The sequence below is a fragment of the Meiothermus sp. genome, from assembly GCF_026004075.1.
GTDB lineage: Bacteria > Deinococcota > Deinococci > Deinococcales > Thermaceae > Meiothermus.
Genome location: NZ_BPIK01000001.1, coordinates 1260905 through 1280504 on the forward strand (window position 1 = coordinate 1260905; position 19600 = coordinate 1280504).

The following is a 19600-nucleotide window of genomic DNA, read 5'->3' on the forward strand; positions in this document are numbered from 1 at the left end:
CTTGAATCCTTCAGCGCTACGCGCAGTCAGAGGTGGAGGATTCAAACAGACCGAAGGGAGTAGAAAAGCATTTCGATAGCATCGTTTAGGCTTGCCGAAGTGAACGATACTGCGCGAAACGCGCATGAGCACCTGACCTGATGCGATAGACTTGGGGCGGAAGGGAGGGACTTTGTGAGCGGCCATCAGACCCTGCCGGGCGCGTTTGAGTTCCACGTTTCCAAGAGCGCGCGGGACTACTACCGATTCGATCTTTCGCTGTTTTCGCTTAGCGGCAACGTCATCCTGGCCGACTTTGAAGCAGCCCGGCGCTTCGCCGAGGCCATCAACGCCAGGCGCGACCTGCTGCACCACCCCGAGCAAGCCGTGAGCCCCGGCCAGCTCAACGCCATGGGCCTGATTGACGAGCTGCTGCACCTCATCGTGCGGCAGTACCTGGAAGCGCACCCCCGCGCCATGCAGGAGGCCCTGGCGGCCCTGAAGCGCAACCTGGGCCCCGATGCGGTAGAACAGGCCCTGCGCGCCTTTGCAGCCCTTTTCCCCCCCATCCGGGTCTACCGGGGCGAGATCAGCCTGGACGAGTACCTGGCCGATACCACCGAGGGCCGCTCCAACCGGGAGATTCTGCTGGAAGAGCTCCTGATGCTGTGGATGGCCAACGCCAACCCGGCCTTCAGTCCGCTGGCCGAATTGTTCGAGGACGACGAGCTCGAGCGCACCACCGCCTATCTGCCCATCATTCAGAACCTGGAAACCTTCTTCGAGGGCCAGCCGGCCTTCGGCCAGACCGGCCTCTCCCTTTTCAAAACCCTGCGGCTCCCAGCCCTGCTGCACCCCCATTCGCTGGAAGCCCAGCTCGAGTTTTTATTGCACCGCTTTGGTGGTAGTCTGGGACGCTTCTACTACCGAATGCTGGTTGGTCTCGACGTGATCCGCGAGGAGGGGCGCTCGTTTGCCGCGCCGGTTCAATTTGACGGGCCGGGCGGTGGGGGCGGGGGCGAAAGTGAAATGCTGGACATCCAGCGGCTCCTCTCCGAGCCCGAACCCGAGGCCTTCAGCCCCGACCTGGACTGGATGCCGCGCTGCGTCCTGATCGCCAAGAACACCTATGTCTGGCTGGATCAGCTCTCCAAAAAATACCGCCGCGAGATCAAAACCCTCGACCAGATTCCCGAGGAGGAGCTGGCCCAGCTGCAAAGCTGGGGGGTGACGGGCCTGTGGCTCATTGGGCTTTGGGAGCGCAGCAAAGCCTCAGCGCGCATCAAGCAACTAATGGGCAACCCCGACGCCATCGCCTCGGCCTACGCGCTGTACGACTATGTGATTGCCAAAGAGCTGGGGGGTGAGGAGGCCCTCGAGGTGCTCCGGCAAAAAGCCGCCCGCTACGGCCTCCGCCTGGCCTCGGACATGGTGCCCAACCACGTGGGCATCGACGGGCGCTGGGTGATGGAGCACCCCGACTGGTTTATCCAGCTTCCCTATCCGCCCTATCCCAGCTACACCTTCAACGGGCCGGATCTGTCGTCCGACGAGCGGGTGGCCATCTTCCTGGAAGACCACTACTACGACAAAACCGACGCGGCGGTGGTGTTCAAATGGGTTAATCGGCAGACCGGCGAGGTGCGCTACATCTACCACGGCAACGACGGCACCGCCATGCCCTGGAACGACACCGCCCAGCTCAACTACCTGCTGCCCGAGGTGCGCGAGGCGGTGATTCAGACCATCCTGCACGTGGCCCGGCAGTTTCCCATCATCCGCTTCGACGCGGCCATGACCCTGGCCAAGCGCCACATCCAGCGGCTGTGGTGGCCCGAGCCGGGGGGCTCGCCCTGGGGGGCCTCGGTGCCCAGCCGGGCCGCCTTCGCCATGAGCAAAGAAGACTTCGACCGGGCCATGCCCAGGGAGTTCTGGCGCGAGGTGGTGGATCGGGCCGCGGTGGAGGCCCCCAACACCCTGCTGCTGGCCGAGGCTTTCTGGATGATGGAGGGCTACTTCGTGCGCACCCTGGGCATGCACCGGGTCTACAACTCGGCCTTCATGAACATGCTGCGCGACGAGAAAAACGCCGAGTACCGGCAGATTGTGAAAAATACGCTCGAGTTCGAGCCGGAAATCCTCAAGCGCTTCGTTAACTTCCTCAACAACCCCGACGAAAAAACCGCCATCGAGCAGTTTGGCAAGGGCGACAAGTACTTCGGGGTGATGACCCTGTGCGCGACCCTGCCGGGCCTGCCCATGCTGGGCCACGGACAGGTGGAGGGGCTCACCGAACGCTACGGCATGGAGTACCGCCGGGCCTACTACGACGAAACCCCCGACGAGGGCCTGATCGCCTACCACCAGCAGCAGATTTTTCCCTTGCTCAAAAAGCGCCACCTGTTTGCTGAAGTAGAGAACTTCGTGTTCTACGAGGCCCAGACCGGCGACGCGGTCAACGAGGATGTGTTCGTTTATTCCAATCGGGCGGACAGCGAGCGGGCTTTGGTGGTGTACCACAACAAAAACGCCGAAACCCGAATCTGGGTGCGGCAGTCGGTGGCCCAGCCCTTCAAAACGGCACAGGGCCGCGAGACCCGGCGGGTGGGGCTGGGGCAGGGTTTGCAGCTCAGCTACGACGCCCGCACCTTCAGCATCTTCCGCGACCTGGTAACGGGCCTCGAGCACCTGCACAACAACCAGGCCCTGCACGAGCAGGGGCTCTACCTGGAGCTCGGCCCCTACCAGCGCAAGGTGTTCCTGGACTGGCGTGAGGTCTACGACCACGACGGCACCTATGCCCGGCTGGCCCAGATGCTCTCCGGGCGCGGCGTTCCCAGCGTGGCCGAGGCCCGGCAGGAGCTCTGGCTGGGGCCCATCCTGCAACCCTTCCGCGAGCTGGTGAGCCCGGCCCTGTTCCGCAGGCTGCTGGCCGCCCAGGGCGGGCTGGACGGGGCTTTGCGGGCGGAGGTGCAGGAAAAGCTTCTAGCGCTGTATAGGGGCATTGACGCACACGCCGAGCACAAACTGGCCTTGCTGCCGGTACAGCAGGTGCTGGATGGCCTGGCGGGGGTGCTCGAGGCCGGCCCACATACGCTGGAGACCGGCGGCGCGCTTTTGGGCTGGGCCTTTATCCGTGGCCTGGGAAGCCCGACGCACCTGGAGGAGTGGCGGCTGGGGCGGGTACTGGAGCAGACCCTGGGCGAGCTGGGCCTGGAGGAGGCCGCCGTCCGCCGTGCGGTGGGCCTCACCCGGCTGCTACTGGCCCAGGGTGAGCTAGCGCTGAAGCCAAACCGCCTACCCCAGCAGATGCCTAGGCTGCTGAAAGACCCCGCCGTGCAAAGTTTTTTAGGGGTCAACCGCTTCGCGGAGCGGGTCTACTTCAACCGCGAGGCCCATCAGGCCTGGCTCGAGGGCCTGGGGAAGCTGGGGCAGGCCCTGTACCTCGCACAGAGAAAACCCGCCGCCCAGCTCGAGAAGCTGCGCAAAACCTGGCAAGCCCTGCAGCAAAAGCTCGAGCAGGCCGCGCTGAACTCGGGTTTTACGGTGGAGGGGTATTTGCGAGCCATCGCGCAAAAACCCCGGTCTAAAAAAGCCCGCCCCCCTCGCAAGGCTTCGGCAAAGGTTTCCTCACCTGCCGTCAAAAGCAAGCCCAAGGCCAGGAGCCCTGGGGACGACCTCGAGCGCATCAAGGGCATCGGCCCCAAGATTGCTTCAGCCTTAGAAGCCGCCGGCATCCGCACCTACGCCCAGCTTGCCAAAACCAAAGAGAGCACCCTTCGCGCGGCGCTGGCCGAGGCCGGAATAAGGCTGGCCCCCAGCCTGGGCACCTGGGCCAAACAGGCATCCTACCTGGCCAGGGGCGATGAGCAGGGTCTGGCAAACTACCTGCGGCGCCAGCGGTCATCCGGGCGTGGGCTGTAATTCGGTGATTTCGGGCCGCAGGTTGAGCTTTTCGATGTACTCGAGGTAATCGGCCTCGCTCAAGGGATACTTACCGGCCACGGCCACTATAAAGGCCTCCATCACGTTGGTACCGAAGCTGCGGCCCTCGAGGCGGGGGGTGGTGGTGATCAGCTTGGCGATGCCCCGGGCCCGCATGAACTCGATGTCCTCGGGGGTGGTAGTGTTGGTCAGGATGATCTTGCCCTGCATACTGGGCGGCATGAAGCGGCGCATATAGTGCCAGTCCCCGGCCACCACGTCGGCCCACTCGAAGTAGCGCTGCCGCCAGTCCTGCACCTGCTTTTCCTGCTTTTCACCGGTGGGATAAAGCCACTGGAAGGGCAGCTGGGTGATGATGGGCAGCAGAATGTAGGCGATTTTTTGCAGCAGCGAGAGGCGGTAAAGCGGGATGGGCACCCCCAGGCCAAAAATCAGGTCGCCAAAAAGCGTCCGGGCCCCCGCAGCATCCAGTGCTTCGGCCAGCCCAAAGCGATCCACCGCACTGGGGATGAGCACCTTTTTGTCTTTCCAGCCAATCTGGGGCTCGAGCAGCCGGATGGCGTTGCGCTCGAGGGTGTGCTTCAGCCCCGAGCCATCCAGCATGGGGGTCTTCCGGGCCGCCCGGGCCATGCGCGCAGCGTCGCGGAAGGTATAGCGGCGGTTACCCGCATACACGTAGAGGTCGGCCCCGCCCAGCCCAAAGGCGTCTACCTTTCCATCCAGTTCCCTCACCAGCTCGATGGCCTTCTCCCAGCTCCCATCGGTGCCAATGCGCTCGAGTACAAAGGTCTCCCCCAGGCTTTCTACATACACCTCGGCCCTGGAGTTGCGCTTGGACGAACCTATCGAAACACTCACGACGCGCTTGGGCATGGCTCACACTCTACTATCGCAGTTCAAAACGCTTCCGCTGTTCATGGTGCAACCACCAGCCGAATCAGGCCTACCAGCCCCAAGCCCACCGCCAGGGCCCACAAAATCTGCGCTGTGCGCTTGCTGGCCGCGCCCTGGCCGGCCAAGACCCAGACCAGCAAACCCAGCAGCGCGGCCCCCAGGGCCAGGGTAAAAAGCAGCGCGGGCAGGTTCGAAAGAACCGTCTGAACCATTCAAACCCCCAACAGGGACTTCACCTCGGCGGCCACCCGCTCCTTGGTGAAGCCCAGCTTGCTGTACACATCGGCATAGGGGGCGCTGGCGCCAAAGCGATCGAGCCCCACCGTTTTGTGGGCGTAGCGTTCCCAGCCCAGCGTCGTACCGGCCTCGAGGGACAGGGTAGGCAGGCTTTTGGGCAGAACGGCCTGGCGGTAGTCCTCGGGCTGGGCCTCGAAGGCCTCCCAGCAGGGCAGCGAGACCACCCGCACCGGTATCCCCTCGGCGGCCAGCAGTTGCTGGGCTTCCAGCGCCAGGGCTACCTCCGAGCCGGTCGCCACAATGGCCGCCTGGGGGTTTGGCACATCGGAGAGGGTGTAGCCCCCGCGCTCCACCCCCTCGAGGCGCACCCCAGCCAGCACCGGCAGGGCCTGGCGGGTCAGGATCAGGGCTGTGGGGCCGTCGGTGCGCGCCAGGGCCATCTTCCAGGCCGCCGCGGTCTCGTTGGCATCGGCGGGGCGGATCACCCACAGGTTGGGGATGGCCCGCAGGCTCATCACGTGCTCGATGGGCTGGTGGGTGGGGCCGTCCTCCCCTACCGCAATCGAGTCGTGGGTGAAAACGAAAATGGTGGGGGTGCCCATCAGGGCCGCCATGCGGATGGCCGGGCGCATGTAGTCCGAAAAGACCAGAAAGGTGCCCCCATATGGGCGCAGCGCTCTGCTCAGGACAATGCCGTTCATGGCCGCGCCCATAGCGTGTTCCCGCACCCCATAGCGGATATACCGCCCGCCGGGGTTATCGGGGCCAAAATCGGTCATATCGGGGGTGCGGGTGTTGTTGGAGGGGGTAAGGTCGGCGGAACCGCCCACCAGCTCCGGCAGCACCGGAACCAGTTTTTCCAGCACTTTACCCGAGGCCGCGCGGGTAGCCAGCTTCTCCCCGGCGCTAAAACTGGGGAGGTGGCTTTCCCAGCCCTGCGGGAGCGCACCACGCAGGCGACGCTGGAACTCGGCGGCTTTTTCGGGGTGGGACTTGGCAAAAGCCTCCAATTTCTCCTGCCACTCGGCCTGGGCTTGCTGGCCCCGCGCGATGGCCTGCCGGTAGTGAGCGTACACCTCCTCCGGTATTTCAAAAGGCGCATACGGCCAGCCCAGAGCTTGCCGGGTGGCCGCCACCTTCTCGGGTCCCATGGCGTCGGAGTGGGCTTTGTGGTGGCCTGCCAGGGGCGAGCCAAAGCCAATAATCGAGCGCACCGAGATCAGGCTGGGGCGGGGGTCGGCCTGGGCTTCGCGCAGGGCAGCCCGGATAGCCTCGAGGTCTTCCCCGTGCACCCCCGATACCACGTGCCAGCCGTAGGCCTCGTAGCGCTTAAGGCGGTCCTCGGTAAAGGCCAGCGCAGTACTGCCGTCGATGGAGATCTCGTTGTCGTCGTAGAGCACAATCAGCTTGCCCAGCCGCAGGTGCCCGGCCAGCGAGGAGGCCTCGGCGCTCACCCCCTCCATCAGGTCGCCGTCCGAGGCAATGACGTAGGTGTAGTGTTCGGCAATTTCGCCGAACTCGGCCACCAGCTTGCGCTCGGCAATGGCTATGCCAACGGCGGTCGAGATGCCCTGCCCCAGGGGCCCGGTGGTCACCTCGACGCCGGGGGTGTGGCCGTACTCGGGGTGCCCGGGGGTCTTGGAACCCCACTGACGGAAGCGTTTGAGTTCTTCAATGGGCAGATCGTAGCCGGTCAGGTGCAGCAGGGCATAGAGCAGCATCGAACCATGCCCCGCCGAGAGCACAAAGCGGTCTCGAGCCGGCCAGTGGGGGTCTTTGGGGTTGTGCTTCAGAAACTCCGTCCACAGCACATACGCCGCCGGGGCCATGCCCATCGGCATCCCAGGGTGGCCGGACTTGGCCTGCTCAACCGCGTCCAGGGCCAGCATGCGGATGGCATCAATGGAAGCTTTTGCAATGGGGGGTATCTGGGTCATACCCAGCAATCATACCGTTTTGAGGTCTTTTTACCGAGTGTGTGCGGGGCGTTTTAATCCTCGAGCGTTAGCGAAACAACCCCGTCAAAAAGCGTTTCAAAAGGACAACCTCTTCGAGTTTTTGGAATTTTTGAATCCAGTCAAGGGGACATTTTTCCCTGGGACACATGTCCTCTAACCAAGTTCTTAGACTCCCGCAAAGGGGGACGCAGTCCTATGGAAGAAAAAGAACAACGACCCATTGGAGCTTTGTTGGTTGTCGGTGTGGTCACGGTCTTTATCCTGGCCTTTTGGTTTTTCCACTTCTTCATGTACCTTGCAAGGGGATAAGGTATGGAACACCAGGAACACATCATCGAGCGCTACGAGCGGGCCTGGATCTTCTTCGGCCTGGCCATGATTACGGTTTTCATAATCCTGGTAGGCTATCTGATGCTCACCAAAGGTAACACCAACCCAGTGGGTGTGGGTCGTATCGATGCTACCAAGGTGCGTACCGAGGGCGAGTTTGCCAACCCCCGCGTCGAGCAGGTGGGCAACGAGTACGTGGCCTATGTACAGGCCTTTGCCTTTGGCTACTTACCATCGGAGATGCGGTTCAAGGTGGGTAGGAAGGTCACCTTCTACGTCACCTCCCCGGACGTGCAACACAGCTTCCACGTACACAACACCAACATCAACGTACAGGTGATTCCCGGAGAGATCGCCAAGGTGAGCTACACCTTCACCAAGCCCGGCGAGTACCCCATCATCTGTAACGAATACTGCGGAATCGGCCACGCCAACATGATCAGCAAGCTCATTGTGGAGCCGTAAAAGGAGTGCTCAATGGCGGTCAAAACCCTGTTCAACTACGATGCCTACGCATCTGCACCCGAAAAGAAGTACGCCCTGTACATGATGATGCTGGGCTTTGCAGCCCTGGCGCTGGGCACGTTTTTTGGCCCCTTCCAGGCCATGAACTACGGGGGTCTGGATCTCTACCCCCTGCTTAAGCCAGTTTTCCAGAACTACTACCAGGGGCTGACCCTCCACGGAGTGCTCAATGCCATCGTGTTTACCCAGCTTTTCGCCCAGACCATCATGGTCTATCTGCCAGCGCGGGAACTGGGTCTGCGGCCCAACATGACCCTGGCCTGGGTCTCGTTCTGGATGGCGCTGGGTGGATTGCTCCTGGCCGCCGTGCCCCTGCTGCTCAACGAAGCCTCGGTGCTCTACACCTTTTATGCCCCCCTCAAGGCGCACTGGGCCTTCTATCTGGGCGCGGCTATTTTTGTGCTCTCGAGCTATGTGAGCATCTACCTGGTGCTGGAGATGTGGGCCCGCTGGCGCAGGGCTAACCCGGGCAAAATCACCCCCCTGGCTACCTTCATGGCAGTTACCTTCTGGCTGATGTGGTTCCTGGCCAGCCTGGGGCTGGTGGTTGAGGCGCTGTTTCTGATTGCCTGGTCGTTTGGGCTGGTAGCGGGGGTAGACCCGCTCTTGATGCGCACCCTGTTCTGGTACACCGGCCACCCCATCGTCTATTTCTGGCTGCTGCCGGCCTATACCCTGGCCTACGTAACCCTGCCCAAGCTGGCCGGGGGCAAGCTGGTCTCCGACCCTTTAGCAAGGTTGGTTTTCATCCTCTTCCTGCTGTTCTCGGTGCCGGTGGGTTTCCACCACCAGTTCGCCGACCCCGGCATCGCCCCCTACTGGAAGATGATTCATACCATCCTGACCATGATGGTTGCAGTTCCCAGTTTGATCACTGCTTTTACCATTGCAGCTTCGCTCGAGATTGCAGGCCGGGCCAACGGCGGTAAGGGCCTGCTGGGCTGGATTGGAGTCCTACCCTGGAACAACCCCACGGTGCTGGCCTTCTTGCTGGGCTTCTTGGCCTTCATCCCAGGCGGGGCCGGCGGTATAGTCAATGCCAGCTTCAACCTGAACCAGAACGTGCACAACACCGTCTGGATCCCAGGCCACTTCCACCTGCAAGTAGGCACCCTGGTGACCATGGCCGCCATGGGCACGGCCTTCTGGCTGATTCCTCACCTCACCGGCAAACCCCTCGTCGCCCGTGGAATGGCCGTGGCCTCGCAGTGGCTGTGGTTCCTGGGGATGTTCATCATGACCTTCGCCCTGCACTGGATGGGCTTCCTCTACGCTATCCCCCGCCGTGCGCACATTTCCGCCAGCCCCATCGCCATGGAGGCCTATAAAGAAAGCGCGGCCTGGATGGTCTTGAACATCGTCTCAGGGGTTATCCTGTTCATCGCAGCCCTGCTGTTCTTCTACGTGATTTTCGCCACGGCCCTGCAAAACCGCCGGGAGCCAGTCAAAGTGCTTGCCGAGGTACCTTTCACCGAGGTGATGTCCAAGCCCGAGGGCAGCGGGCTGGCCCAGCTCACCGAACGGGTCTGGTTCTGGTTTGGTATCGCAGTGGTGCTGGTGGTGCTGGCCTATGGCCCGGTGCTCTTCCAGATGTTCACCAACATGAATCCCGTTCCGGGTCAGCGGCTCTGGTAGCTTCCCCCCTTCAGAAGAATGTCCCTGGATAAGCTCAGGGGCATTCTTCAGTTATCTGTGAGTCGGACATAGAGTGTAACTGATGAGGAAGCTGCCTCCCACTGTATATGTTCTAGGCGCGGTGAGTTTTTTTACGGACATTGCCTCCGAGATGGTCTACCCGCTACTCCCACTGTTTCTGACCGGGGTTTTGGGGGCTTCCACAACGGTGGTGGGGTTGGTGGAGGGCATCGCCGAGGCCACGGCCAGTCTGTTTAAGGTGGTGGGGGGGCGGATCTCCGACCGCATGGCTGCCAGAAAGCCGCTTATTCTGCTGGGGTACGGCTTCCCGGCTCTGCTGCGGCCCATACTGGCCCTGGCCGTAGCGCCCTGGCAGGTGCTGGCTTACCGCTTTCTGGATCGGATAGGCAAAGGGCTTCGCACGGCCCCCAGGGATGCTCTGATTGCAGAAACGGTAGACCAGGACAGCTATGGGCGGGCTTACGGGTTTCACCGTGCCATGGACAGTCTGGGGGCAACCATTGGGCCGCTGCTGGCCTTTTTACTTCTCCCGTTGCTGGACTTCCGAGGGGTTTTCTGGGTTTCGGCCATTCCGGCTCTTTTGGCCACCCTGGTCATCCTGTTCTTTTTACGAGAGAAGCGAGGCCAGGCCAGGCCCCTTCCACCCCTTCGGCTATCGGCTTTTTCCCTTCGCTATCGCTGGTTCTTGCTGGTAACGGGCGTGGCTACGCTGGGTCTGTCGTCTAATGCGTTCCTGATTTTGCGCCTAAGCGACCTGGGGCTGAGTGCAGCCCAGGCCACCCTGGTCTACACCGCATATAACCTGCTCTATGCCCTAATGGCCTACCCCCTGGGATCGCTGGCCGACCGGGTGGGGGCTCGAGCTCTGGTGATGCTGGGCTTTGTCACCTACGCCCTGGTGTACCTGGGGTTCGGGCTCAGCAGCGCTGGCTGGCAGGGCGTTGTTTTATTCTTGCTTTATGCCCTGTACAGTGCGGCCTTTGAAGGCAGCAGCCGGGCTTATCTGGCCCAGATTATCCCTGCAACCGAAAAGGCCAGCGCCATTGGGCTTTACCACACCCTGGTAGGCTTGCTCCTGCTACCGGCCAGCACCCTGTTTGGTTTTTTATGGCAGCATTTCGGTTCCAGTCTGGCCTTTTTCACCGCGGCCAGCCTTGCCGTTGCTGCGGTAATCCTATTTTGGCTTGACCCTACGTCCAGGCGCGGCTATACTTCTTAGTTGGCCCCATCTATGGGCCATGAGGAAGCCCCGGTCAGCAGACTGCGGCTCACCCGACAAGGAGATACAGATGCCATTTACTAGAGAAGAAAAGGCCAGCGTTATCGAGAAGCATGCCCACAAGCCCGGCGATACCGGCTCCACCGAGGTACAGGTGGCCCTGCTCACCGAGCGCATTAACCGGCTATCGGCCCACCTAACCGCCAACAAAAAAGATGCGGCTGCCAAACGGGGCCTTTTGATCATGGTAGGTCAGCGCAAGCGGCTTTTGAGCTACCTGGAAAATAAAGACAAGGCCCGCTATAAGGCACTGATTGAAAAGCTCGGGCTGCGCAAGTAAGAAACTCCGGGGGCGACCCCGGATGTTCTCTATCGTGTACAATATAGGCGACTCGGTAGGCGGGGCCGGGGGTTTTGGCTCCGCCAGAACCTTAAAACCATGCTCTATTTCAGTTTAGACTCAATTACCAGCTCGGCGTCTAGAATATGCCCCAACCCATAGGCTGTTCATTTATCCCCTCGAGTGTGTGGCACGCGAATCTCTCCGCTCAAATTGCCATGGGGGCCTTTCTTGTGCGTGCCGCATCTAAGCGACCCATAGCCCAGGGCGGTTTTGTAAAAACAAAAGTAAGCAGCTCGACATATGCAGCCGCGACTGTCGCAGGCTCACACTGGTTACAGTTGGGCATAGAGCCTACAAGCCAGACATAAAAACGTCTTTCAGCGCACCCAGCGCTATATCTGGGCTTTCAGGAGAAGATATGAATGAGGAAAACCCTATACCCCAAGCACGACGCTACAGCGTAGACGTCGGGGGGCGCACGCTCACCATTGAGACCGGCAAGTACGCCAAGCACGTTTCCGGATCGGTCTGGGTTACCTATGGCGAAACCGTGGTAATGGCCACAGCCCAGGCCTCCGATGCGCCCATTCAGGCCGACTTTTTGCCCCTGACGGTGGAGTTTGAAGAACGGCACTACGCCGTCGGGCGCATTCCGGGTAGCTTTATGCGGCGAGAAGGGCGGCCCGGCGAAAAAGCCATCCTCTCGGCCCGCCTGACCGACCGGCCCATCCGGCCCCTTTTCCCCAAGGGCTTCCGGCACGAGGTGCAGGTGCTGCTAACGGTGCTTTCTGCCGACCAGGAAAACACCCCGGATATCCTGGGGCCCATTGCAGCCAGCGCAGCCCTGATGCTCTCGGATATCCCCTGGGATGGCCCCATCGCCTCGGTGCGGGTAGGGCTGCAGGACGGGCGTCTGGTCTTGAACCCGGTGGCCCAGGAGGATAGCCAGCTCGACCTGGTGGTGGCCGGCTCCAAAGATGCCATCATCATGGTGGAGGCCGGGGCGCAGGAGGTCTCGGAGGACCGTCTGGTGGAGGCCCTCGAGTTCGCTCATCGGGCCATGCAGCCCATCCTCGAGCTGCAAGAACAGATGCGCGCTGAGCTGGGCAAACCCAAGTTCGCCTACGAGCCCCCGGCCAAGCTGGACGCCGATACCCAGGCCGCTCTTTACCGACGGGCTGTGGAGAAGGGGCTTGCCAGTGTTCTGCAAACCGCCTCCAAGGGCGAGCGTTCGGCGGCCCTCGAGGCCTTTGCGGAAGCTTTGCTGGAAGAGTTCGTGCCCCCTGCCGAAGACGGCTCGGTAGATCAGGAGCGGCGCAGGCTGGTGGCCGAGGGTTTTGATGAGGTGGTCAAGCAGGAGCTGCGCCGGCTCATTTTGCAGGAGAACAAGCGGGCCGATGGCCGCACCCCAGAGCAGGTTCGGCCCATCTGGATCGAGAGCAACGTGCTGCCCAAGCCCCATGGCTCGGCCATCTTCAGCCGGGGCGAAACCCAGGTGCTGGGCGTGGTTACGCTGGGCACCGGCCGCGATGCCCAGCTCGTAGACGACCTGGGAATCGAGACCGAAGACCCCTTCTTGGTGCACTACAACTTCCCCCCCTACTCCACCGGCGAGGTCAAGCGCCTGCGCGGGGTGAGCCGCCGCGAGGTAGGCCACGGCAACCTGGCCAAGCGCGGTTTGCGAGCCGTGCTGCCCTCCAGGGAGGAGTTTCCCTACACCATCCGGGTGGTGGGCGATGTGCTGGAGTCTAACGGCTCCTCCAGTATGGCCACGGTGTGTGCCGGCTGTCTGGCCCTGCTGGATGCCGGGGTTCCGCTCAAAAAACACGTGGCGGGCGTGGCCATGGGCCTGGTCAAGGAAGGTGAGCAGGCCGTGGTACTCACCGACATCCTGGGCCTGGAGGACGCCCTGGGCGACATGGACTTCAAGGTTACGGGCACCCGCGACGGTGTGACCGCGCTCCAGATGGATATTAAGATCAAGGGCCTGACCCCCGAGATTATGCGGGCGGCGCTCTACCAGGCCCGCGAGGCCCGTTTACACATCCTGAATCTGATGGAACGCGCCGTGCCCACCCACCGCGCCGAGATGAAGCCCCACGTGCCCCGCATCCTCACCCTCAAGGTCAACCCCGAAAAAATCGGGGGCATTATTGGGCCCGGCGGCAAAAATATCCGCCAGCTCGAGGAGCTGGGGGTGGAAATTGATATCGAACAGGACGGCACCATCCGGCTCTACAGCGCCAACGCGGCTGCAGCCGAAGAGGCCAAAGCCCGTATCCTGGGCCAGACCGCCGAGGCCAAGGTGGGCGAGATCTACGAAGGCACGGTTACCCGGATTACCAACTTTGGGGCTTTCATTGAAATCTTACCCGGCAAAGATGGTCTGCTGCACATCAGCCAGCTTGCCCAGGGGCGCGTAGAGAAAGTTGAAGACGTGCTCTCGTTGGGGCAAAAAATTAAAGTCAAGGTTAACAAGATTGACGAGCAGGGGCGGGTAGATCTGATTCGCCCGGAGCTCGAGGGCCTGATTGCCCCGCGCAAACCGCCTGTTCGACGATAAATCTTTGCCGTGCAGGGCGTGGGCTTGGGGCTGAAGCCACCCACCCCCTGTTTGCGTGGAGCCAAGCCCTGCTTCCCCCACGGTGTTTTTTGGAGCAAACATGAACAATAACCCACCTTTTAGCCGTCCCCGGGGCCCTCGGCGGCGGCAGGAGCGACCCAAGCCCAAAGGGCCAATCCTGCTAGGCAAGCCCGACGGAGCCGTCGAGATCGTGTTCCTGGGCGGAACCGGCGAAATCGGCAAAAACATCACGGCCATCCGCTACGAAGACGAGATGTTCATCATTGATGGCGGCCTGGCCTTTCCAGACGCCAAGATGCTCGGCGTGGACATCGTGATTCCACGCATAGATTATCTCGTACAGAACAAAGATCTCATCCGGGGCTGGGTGCTGACCCACGGCCACGAGGATCACATCGGAGCCCTGCCTTACCTGTTTCCGCAACTGCCGCGGGTTCCGGTGTATGGAGCCAAGCTAACCCTGGGCCTGGTCAGGGGCAAGCTCGAGGAGTTTGGGCTCGCGGTGGGGGATTATAACTTCAAAGAGGTCTCCCCCGACGACCGCATCTCCATTGGGCGCTACTTCCAGCTCGACCTGTTCCGCATGACCCACTCCATTCCCGACAACTTCGGGATGGTCATTCATACGCCCATCGGCAGAATCGTGCATACCGGCGACTTCAAGCTCGATGAACGCCCTATAGACGGCCAGACCTCCCACCTGGAAAAAATCGCCCAGGCCGGAACCGAGGGGGTGCTATGCCTTATTGCTGATTCCACCAACGGCGAGCGGCCTGGCATTACGCCCAGCGAATCCGAGGTGGCCGAAGAGCTCGATAAGGTGATTGGAGCAGCCAAAGGACGCATTTTTGTAACTACCTTCGCCTCGCACATCCACCGCATCCAGTCGGTGGTCACGGCCGGTGAAAAGTATGGGCGCAAAATTGCCGTGGAAGGGCGCTCGATGCTCAAGTATGCCCGTATTGCCCTCGAGCTCGGCTACTTCAAGCAAAAAGACCGCTTCTACACCCTGGACGAAATCAAAGACCTGCCCGACGAGCAGGTGCTGGTGATTACCACCGGTTCACAGGGGCAGCCCGAGGCCGTTTTGGCACGCTTGGCCGCTGGTGCTCACAGCAAGATGTCCATCAAGGAGGGCGATACCGTCATCCTGAGCAGCAGCCCAATTCCCGGCAACGAGGAGGCGGTGAACACCGTCATCAATCAGCTATATGCCCTGGGGGCCTATGTGTTTTATCCGCCCCGCTACCGCGTGCACGCCTCCGGTCATGCCAGCCACGAAGAGATCAAGACCGTGCTCAACCTGGCCCGCCCCAAATTCCTGTTGCCCTGGCACGGCGAGATCCGCCACCAGGTCAACTTCAAGTGGCTGGCTCAGAGCATCCCACACCCGCCGGAAAAAATCCTGATTCCCCAAAACGGGCGCCTGATCCGCCTCACAGCCGACAACATTGCGTTCGACGGAACCGTTCCCCACGGCCAGCTTTACGTGGACGGTCTGGGGGTGGGTGATATTACCGACGAAATCCTGGAGGATCGCAACCACATGGCCGCCGAGGGGGTGGTAATTATTACCGCCCTGGTCAGCCGCGACCCGCTGGTGGAGGTGATCTCCAAAGGCTTCGTCAAGGCTGGCGAGCGCCTGTTGGGTGAGGTGCGCAAAATGGCGATGGACGCTCTGTACAAGGGGGTACGGGAAAAGAAGCGCCTCGAGGAGATTCGCGACGACATCTACTATCCGGTGAAAAAGTTCATCGCCAAAAACACCGGGCGTAACCCGGTTATTCTCCCGATTGTGATTGAGGGGTAGCGCTCAAAACCCTTTGTCGCTCCCCTCTAGGCCTCGAAGTGTTCGATGATGCGCAGACTCGCACGGCCTCGAGTCAGGTCTCGCACCTGCGTTTGAAACTGGAGCAGCCGCTTTTCTTCCAGGTTGAGTACCAAACACACCCCGGCTTCGTTGTAGGTTTCGCTTTCGCGCTCGGGGCCCCCGATTAAGTGAAACAATGTGTTGCTGAACTCGAAGGGGGCTTGAAGCTCACAACGCACCCTGGGCACGATGGCTCGCTTGGGGGCTTGCCTCAAGCACTCCGAGGCCACACCCCCATAGGCCCGCACCAGCCCTCCGGCTCCCAGCTTGACGCCGCCAAAATAGCGGGTAACCACCACCATCACCCCCTCCAGACCCTGCCCTTCAATGGCGCTGAGGATGGGACGTCCGGCAGTTCCGGCTGGCTCACCATCGTCGGAAAAGCGGTACTGAGCACCCACCTTGTAGGCCCAGCAATTATGGGTTGCCTGCAAGTCCTGTACCTTCTGTAAAAAAGGTAGTGGCTGCCTCGGGATTTGTTAGGGGTGCCGCATGGGCCACGAAGCGCGAACGTTTGACCTCGAGCTCGTATCGGTAGGGCCCCTGCAGGGTAAGGCGTGTATGGCTCATAAGGATGATAAGTTTTGAAGCCCGGCACGGGCTGCGGCATACATCACCTGAACATCGGGTTTAATACCTGTCCAAAGCTCAAAAGCCAAAGCTCCTTGCCAAACCAACATAGGGAGTCCACCCAGGGTCACCCGCCCGGCCTCTCTGGCCTCATGCAACAGTCGAGTGGTGGGTGGATTATAGATGATATCCACCACTACCCCTGTCTGCGGTAGCAGACCTGACGGTAAAGGTGAGCTGCCAGGATCTTTGAGCCCTACACTGGTGGTGTTGATCAGCAGATCACAGCCAAGAACTTCCGTTGTCAACAATGGTTCGGAAATGAGTTGCAGCCCCATGGCCTCACACAGAGCCATGGCCCGCTCACGGGTGCGGTTATAAACGGCTACACGTGCACCTGCCTCTTTGAGGGCATAAGCAATGGCCCGGGCAGCCCCTCCTGCTCCCAAGATCAGGGCCTTTTTGTTACGGTAGGCAATGCCCGCCTCGTCCAAAGCGTAGATAAACCCCAGAGCATCGGTGTTGTAGCCAACCAGGCGACCCTGGTCGCAGACGATAGTATTTACCGCCCCAATGGCTTTGGCCTCCGGGCTTATCTCGTCAAGGTATTCCAGTACGTTTTCTTTATGCGGGATGGTCACGTTGACTCCTGCAAACCCCCGCCGGACTTCCAGTAAGCGTGCGTGTAGAAACGCCGGGGGGGTCTCGAGAGCCTGATACGAGCCTTCTAATCCAGCCGCCCTCAGGGCTGCCTCGTGCATGGCTGGAGAAAGTGAATGTCCTACCGGAAATCCAATCAAACCGAGTTTCACGTTCGGATTTTACGACCAATTTATGCCTTAAGCGCTCTACCCCTGATGTTTCCTCATCCTAGGCTCCCGCGAGAAGCGCATTAAGTTTTCGAACAGAAAAACGCCGTTTGCTGCAATGAGCCTAGTCTGAGGTACTTAAAGCGCCCCTCGAGCCCCACCCTTTTCGGTATGCCCCGCCCACCTTACACTCCCCCAAGCTCGGCTTGCTAAGATAATCTTGGTGAGAAAGCTACTTTTCGTTTTCCTGTTGGTTGCCTCTTTGGCGCAGGCCAAAACTTACATCGTCCCCATCGAGGGAATAATCGACGGGCCGCTGGCTACTTTCATCGAGCAATCCCTCGATCAGGCCGAGCGCGAAGGTGCAAGCGGCGTGGTCTTCCGGATCAATACGCCTGGAGGAAGGGTAGACGCCGCCATTCGCATCACTGACCGCATTCTGGCTTCTACCGTACCCACCCTGGCCGTGATCGAGAACGCCTTTTCTGCCGGAGCCCTGATCTCGTTGGCAGCTCAGCAGATCATGATGTTGCCCGGCTCCAACATCGGCGCAGCCCTGCCCATCACCGTTACTCCAGTCGTGGGCAACGCCACCGCTGCCGACCGAAAAGTCATTTCAGCCCTCAAGGGCAAGTTCAGGGCCGTAGCCGAAGCCCGCAACCGCCCCGCCAACATTGCCGAAGCAATGGTAGATCCAGAAGCCGAAGTACGGGGTATCACCACCAAAGGCGAGCCCCTCACACTCTCAGCCAAAAAAGCTGTGGAACTCAAGGTAGCCGATGCCGAGGTAGCCAGTCTGCGGGCGGCCCTCGAGAAAGCCGGCTTCAATACCGAGACCCAGGAGCTTCAGCCCGGCCCTCAAGTACGTGTGGCTCGCTTTTTGACCGATCCTACAATCGCCGCCATCCTGCTGGCGGTGGGGGTTTTGGGGCTTATCCTGGAGTTTTTCACACCTGGAACCTTTATTCCGGCCATCGTGGGCCTCACCTCGCTGGGCCTGTTCTTTTTGGGAGGATATCTGGCTGGCCTTTCCAGTGCCCTCACCATCATCCTGCTCTTTGGCGGCCTGCTGCTGGTGGTATTTGAGCTATTTGTAACCCCCGGCTTTGGCGTGCCGGGTCTGGTTGGGCTTGGACTTATCGGCGCTTCAATCTATTTTACCTTTGGCGATCAGGCCCTGCAGGTAGGCTCCTTTGCCATCATTGGGCTGGCCTTTGGTTTGTTCCTAATTTTCCGCTACCTCCCTAAGGGTCGGGTGGCCCGACCCTTTGTGTTGAGCAGCGCTGTGGAAGAAGTAGCGCCCCCTAAAAATGAGCTGGAGTCGCTGCTGGGAGCCATCGGCCAGGCCCTCACCGACCTGCGCCCCGCAGGCACAGCCCAGTTCGGCGACCGACGGGTAGATGTGGTCACCATGGGCGAGTTTATAGATCGGGGCCAGACCGTTCGGGTCATCCAGGTCGAAGGACCCCGGGTAGTAGTGCGGAAAGTGGAGGCCTAAACGCGAGTTTGCGTTGCTTACACCTGGCCTTTTGGCGATGATGTACCCTTAGAAAGCAGTCGGTGCTAGAACTGACAACTGTTTGTGTAGACCTAGTAGGTTGATCTCGAGGAGGATCGCATGGAGTTTGGAGCCTTAATCATCGCTGGCATCGTTTTACTGGCAGTTTTCCTGTTCTTTTATCTAGTGCCGGTTCCCTTATGGATCACGGCCTTGTTCTCAGGTGTTAATGTACCCTTGACTTCTTTGGTAGGTATGCGCTTTCGCCGCATCCCACCGGCCAAAATTGTGAACCCTATGATTAAGGCCTTCAAAGCAGGTATTCCAGTTGAGGTTGCCAAGCTCGAGGCTCAGTATCTGGCGGGCGGGAATGTTGACCGGGTGGTAGACGCCCTCATTGCCGCCGACAAAGCTGGCATCAAGCTCAACTTCGACCGTGCCGCTGCCATCGACCTGGCGGGGCGCGATGTGCTGGACGCTGTCCGGCTCTCGGTAAATCCTAAAGTAATCACCAGCCCCATGGTCGCGGGCATGGCCAAGGACGGTATCCAGTTGCTGGCGACCGCCCGCATCACGGTGCGCGCCAACATTGACCGCCTGGTGGGCGGGGCCGGCGAGGAGACCATTGTGGCTCGGGTGGGCGAAGGCATTGTGGCTTCTATTGGTCAGTCGGAAGATCACAAGCAGGTGCTCGAGCAGCCTGACCGCATCTCCAAAACTGTGCTGGCTAAAGGCCTGGACGCCGGCACCGCTTTCGAGATTCTCTCGGTGGACATCGCCGAAGTGGATGTGGGCAAGAACATTGGAGCTCAGCTCCGCACCGACCAGGCCGAGGCCGACAAGAAAATTGCTCAGGCCAAAGCCGAGGAGCGCCGTGCCATGGCGGTCGCAGTGGAGCAGGAGAACGCCGCCTTGGTCGAGGCCATGCGGGCCAAGCTGGTAGAGGCCCAGGCCGCCGTACCCATGGCCCTGGCTGAAGCACTCCGCAGCGGTCGCATGGGGGTAATGGACTACTACCAGCTCAAGAATATCGAGGCCGACACCGATATGCGCGAGTCCATCAGTAAGGCCAGTGGGGGTGGTACCCCCGATGGTGGAGCACAACGGTAGGTGTAAAAATGCCACCTTTGCCGAGCCACACCAAGGCGTGGGGCTGTGGGTGTGTAGTCTTCTTTCTTCCAGG

14 protein-coding genes and 1 pseudogene are annotated in these 19600 nt (G+C 60.8%); 10 read left to right on the top strand and 5 right to left on the bottom strand.

The window, feature by feature from the left end; all coding sequences use genetic code 11:
* The first annotated feature begins 174 nt into the window (after positions 1 to 174).
* On the top strand, positions 175 to 3903 hold the full coding sequence (locus tag Q0X18_RS06040; protein WP_297559764.1) for an alpha-amylase family glycosyl hydrolase: 3729 nt from the start codon (positions 175 to 177) through the stop codon (positions 3901 to 3903).
* Here the strand turns inward: Q0X18_RS06040 and Q0X18_RS06045 are convergent.
* Genes Q0X18_RS06045 through tkt form a run of 3 tightly spaced genes read right to left on the bottom strand, consistent with a single transcriptional unit; the run spans position 3883 to position 6992 of the window.
* Positions 3883 to 4797, bottom strand: coding sequence for a quinate 5-dehydrogenase (locus tag Q0X18_RS06045; RefSeq protein WP_297559766.1), 915 nt, complete (start codon positions 4795 to 4797; stop codon positions 3883 to 3885). The genes Q0X18_RS06040 and Q0X18_RS06045 overlap by 21 nt on opposite strands.
* A gap of 41 nt (positions 4798 to 4838) precedes the next feature.
* The gene (locus Q0X18_RS06050) at positions 4839 to 5030 is read right to left on the bottom strand and encodes a hypothetical protein (protein WP_297559767.1); all 192 of its coding nucleotides are present in this window, start codon (positions 5028 to 5030) and stop codon (positions 4839 to 4841) included.
* A complete protein-coding gene (tkt, locus tag Q0X18_RS06055; RefSeq protein WP_297559769.1) occupies positions 5031 to 6992 on the bottom strand; it encodes a transketolase in 1962 nt (653 codons plus the stop codon).
* Between the two features lie 216 nt (positions 6993 to 7208).
* Here tkt and Q0X18_RS06060 point away from each other — a divergent pair, with 216 nt between their 5' ends.
* The 7 genes from Q0X18_RS06060 to Q0X18_RS06090 all read left to right on the top strand — a co-directional run bounded on the left by Q0X18_RS06060 (position 7209) and on the right by Q0X18_RS06090 (position 15480).
* Positions 7209 to 7322: a cytochrome c oxidase subunit 2A gene (locus Q0X18_RS06060; protein ID WP_297559771.1), complete on the top strand. Its 114-nt coding sequence runs from the start codon at positions 7209 to 7211 to the stop codon at positions 7320 to 7322.
* 3 nt (positions 7323 to 7325) lie between these two features.
* Positions 7326 to 7808: a cytochrome c oxidase subunit II gene (locus Q0X18_RS06065; protein ID WP_297559774.1), complete on the top strand. Its 483-nt coding sequence runs from the start codon at positions 7326 to 7328 to the stop codon at positions 7806 to 7808.
* A 12-nt stretch (positions 7809 to 7820) separates the two neighbouring features.
* Entirely contained in the window at positions 7821 to 9503 is a 1683-nt protein-coding gene (locus tag Q0X18_RS06070; protein WP_297559777.1) for a cbb3-type cytochrome c oxidase subunit I, read from the top strand.
* 82 nt (positions 9504 to 9585) lie between these two features.
* Positions 9586 to 10743 (top strand): MFS transporter, encoded by a 1158-nt coding sequence (locus Q0X18_RS06075; RefSeq protein WP_297559779.1) that lies wholly within the window; start codon positions 9586 to 9588, stop codon positions 10741 to 10743.
* Positions 10744 to 10813: 70 nt separating this feature from the next.
* The gene (gene rpsO / locus Q0X18_RS06080; protein WP_297559781.1) at positions 10814 to 11083 is read left to right on the top strand and encodes a 30S ribosomal protein S15; all 270 of its coding nucleotides are present in this window, start codon (positions 10814 to 10816) and stop codon (positions 11081 to 11083) included.
* A gap of 421 nt (positions 11084 to 11504) precedes the next feature.
* Entirely contained in the window at positions 11505 to 13649 is a 2145-nt protein-coding gene (gene pnp / locus Q0X18_RS06085) for a polyribonucleotide nucleotidyltransferase (RefSeq protein ID WP_297559783.1), read from the top strand.
* Positions 13650 to 13749: 100 nt separating this feature from the next.
* Positions 13750 to 15480 (top strand): ribonuclease J, encoded by a 1731-nt coding sequence (locus Q0X18_RS06090; RefSeq protein WP_297559785.1) that lies wholly within the window; start codon positions 13750 to 13752, stop codon positions 15478 to 15480.
* 26 nt (positions 15481 to 15506) lie between these two features.
* On the opposite strand, the pseudogene Q0X18_RS06095 reads toward Q0X18_RS06090, so the two are convergent.
* Positions 15507 to 16110: pseudogene (locus tag Q0X18_RS06095) on the bottom strand (YigZ family protein).
* Positions 16107 to 16871 (bottom strand): shikimate dehydrogenase, encoded by a 765-nt coding sequence (aroE, locus tag Q0X18_RS06100; RefSeq protein ID WP_374707523.1) that lies wholly within the window; start codon positions 16869 to 16871, stop codon positions 16107 to 16109. Before aroE ends, Q0X18_RS06095 begins: the two are co-directional and overlap by 4 nt.
* Positions 16872 to 17142: 271 nt before the next feature.
* On the opposite strand from aroE, the gene Q0X18_RS06105 reads away from it, so the two are divergent.
* Positions 17143 to 18417 (top strand): nodulation protein NfeD, encoded by a 1275-nt coding sequence (locus Q0X18_RS06105; RefSeq protein ID WP_297559789.1) that lies wholly within the window; start codon positions 17143 to 17145, stop codon positions 18415 to 18417.
* A gap of 120 nt (positions 18418 to 18537) precedes the next feature.
* A complete protein-coding gene (gene floA, locus Q0X18_RS06110) occupies positions 18538 to 19527 on the top strand; it encodes a flotillin-like protein FloA (protein WP_297559792.1) in 990 nt (329 codons plus the stop codon).
* The last annotated feature ends 73 nt before the right edge of the window (positions 19528 to 19600 follow it).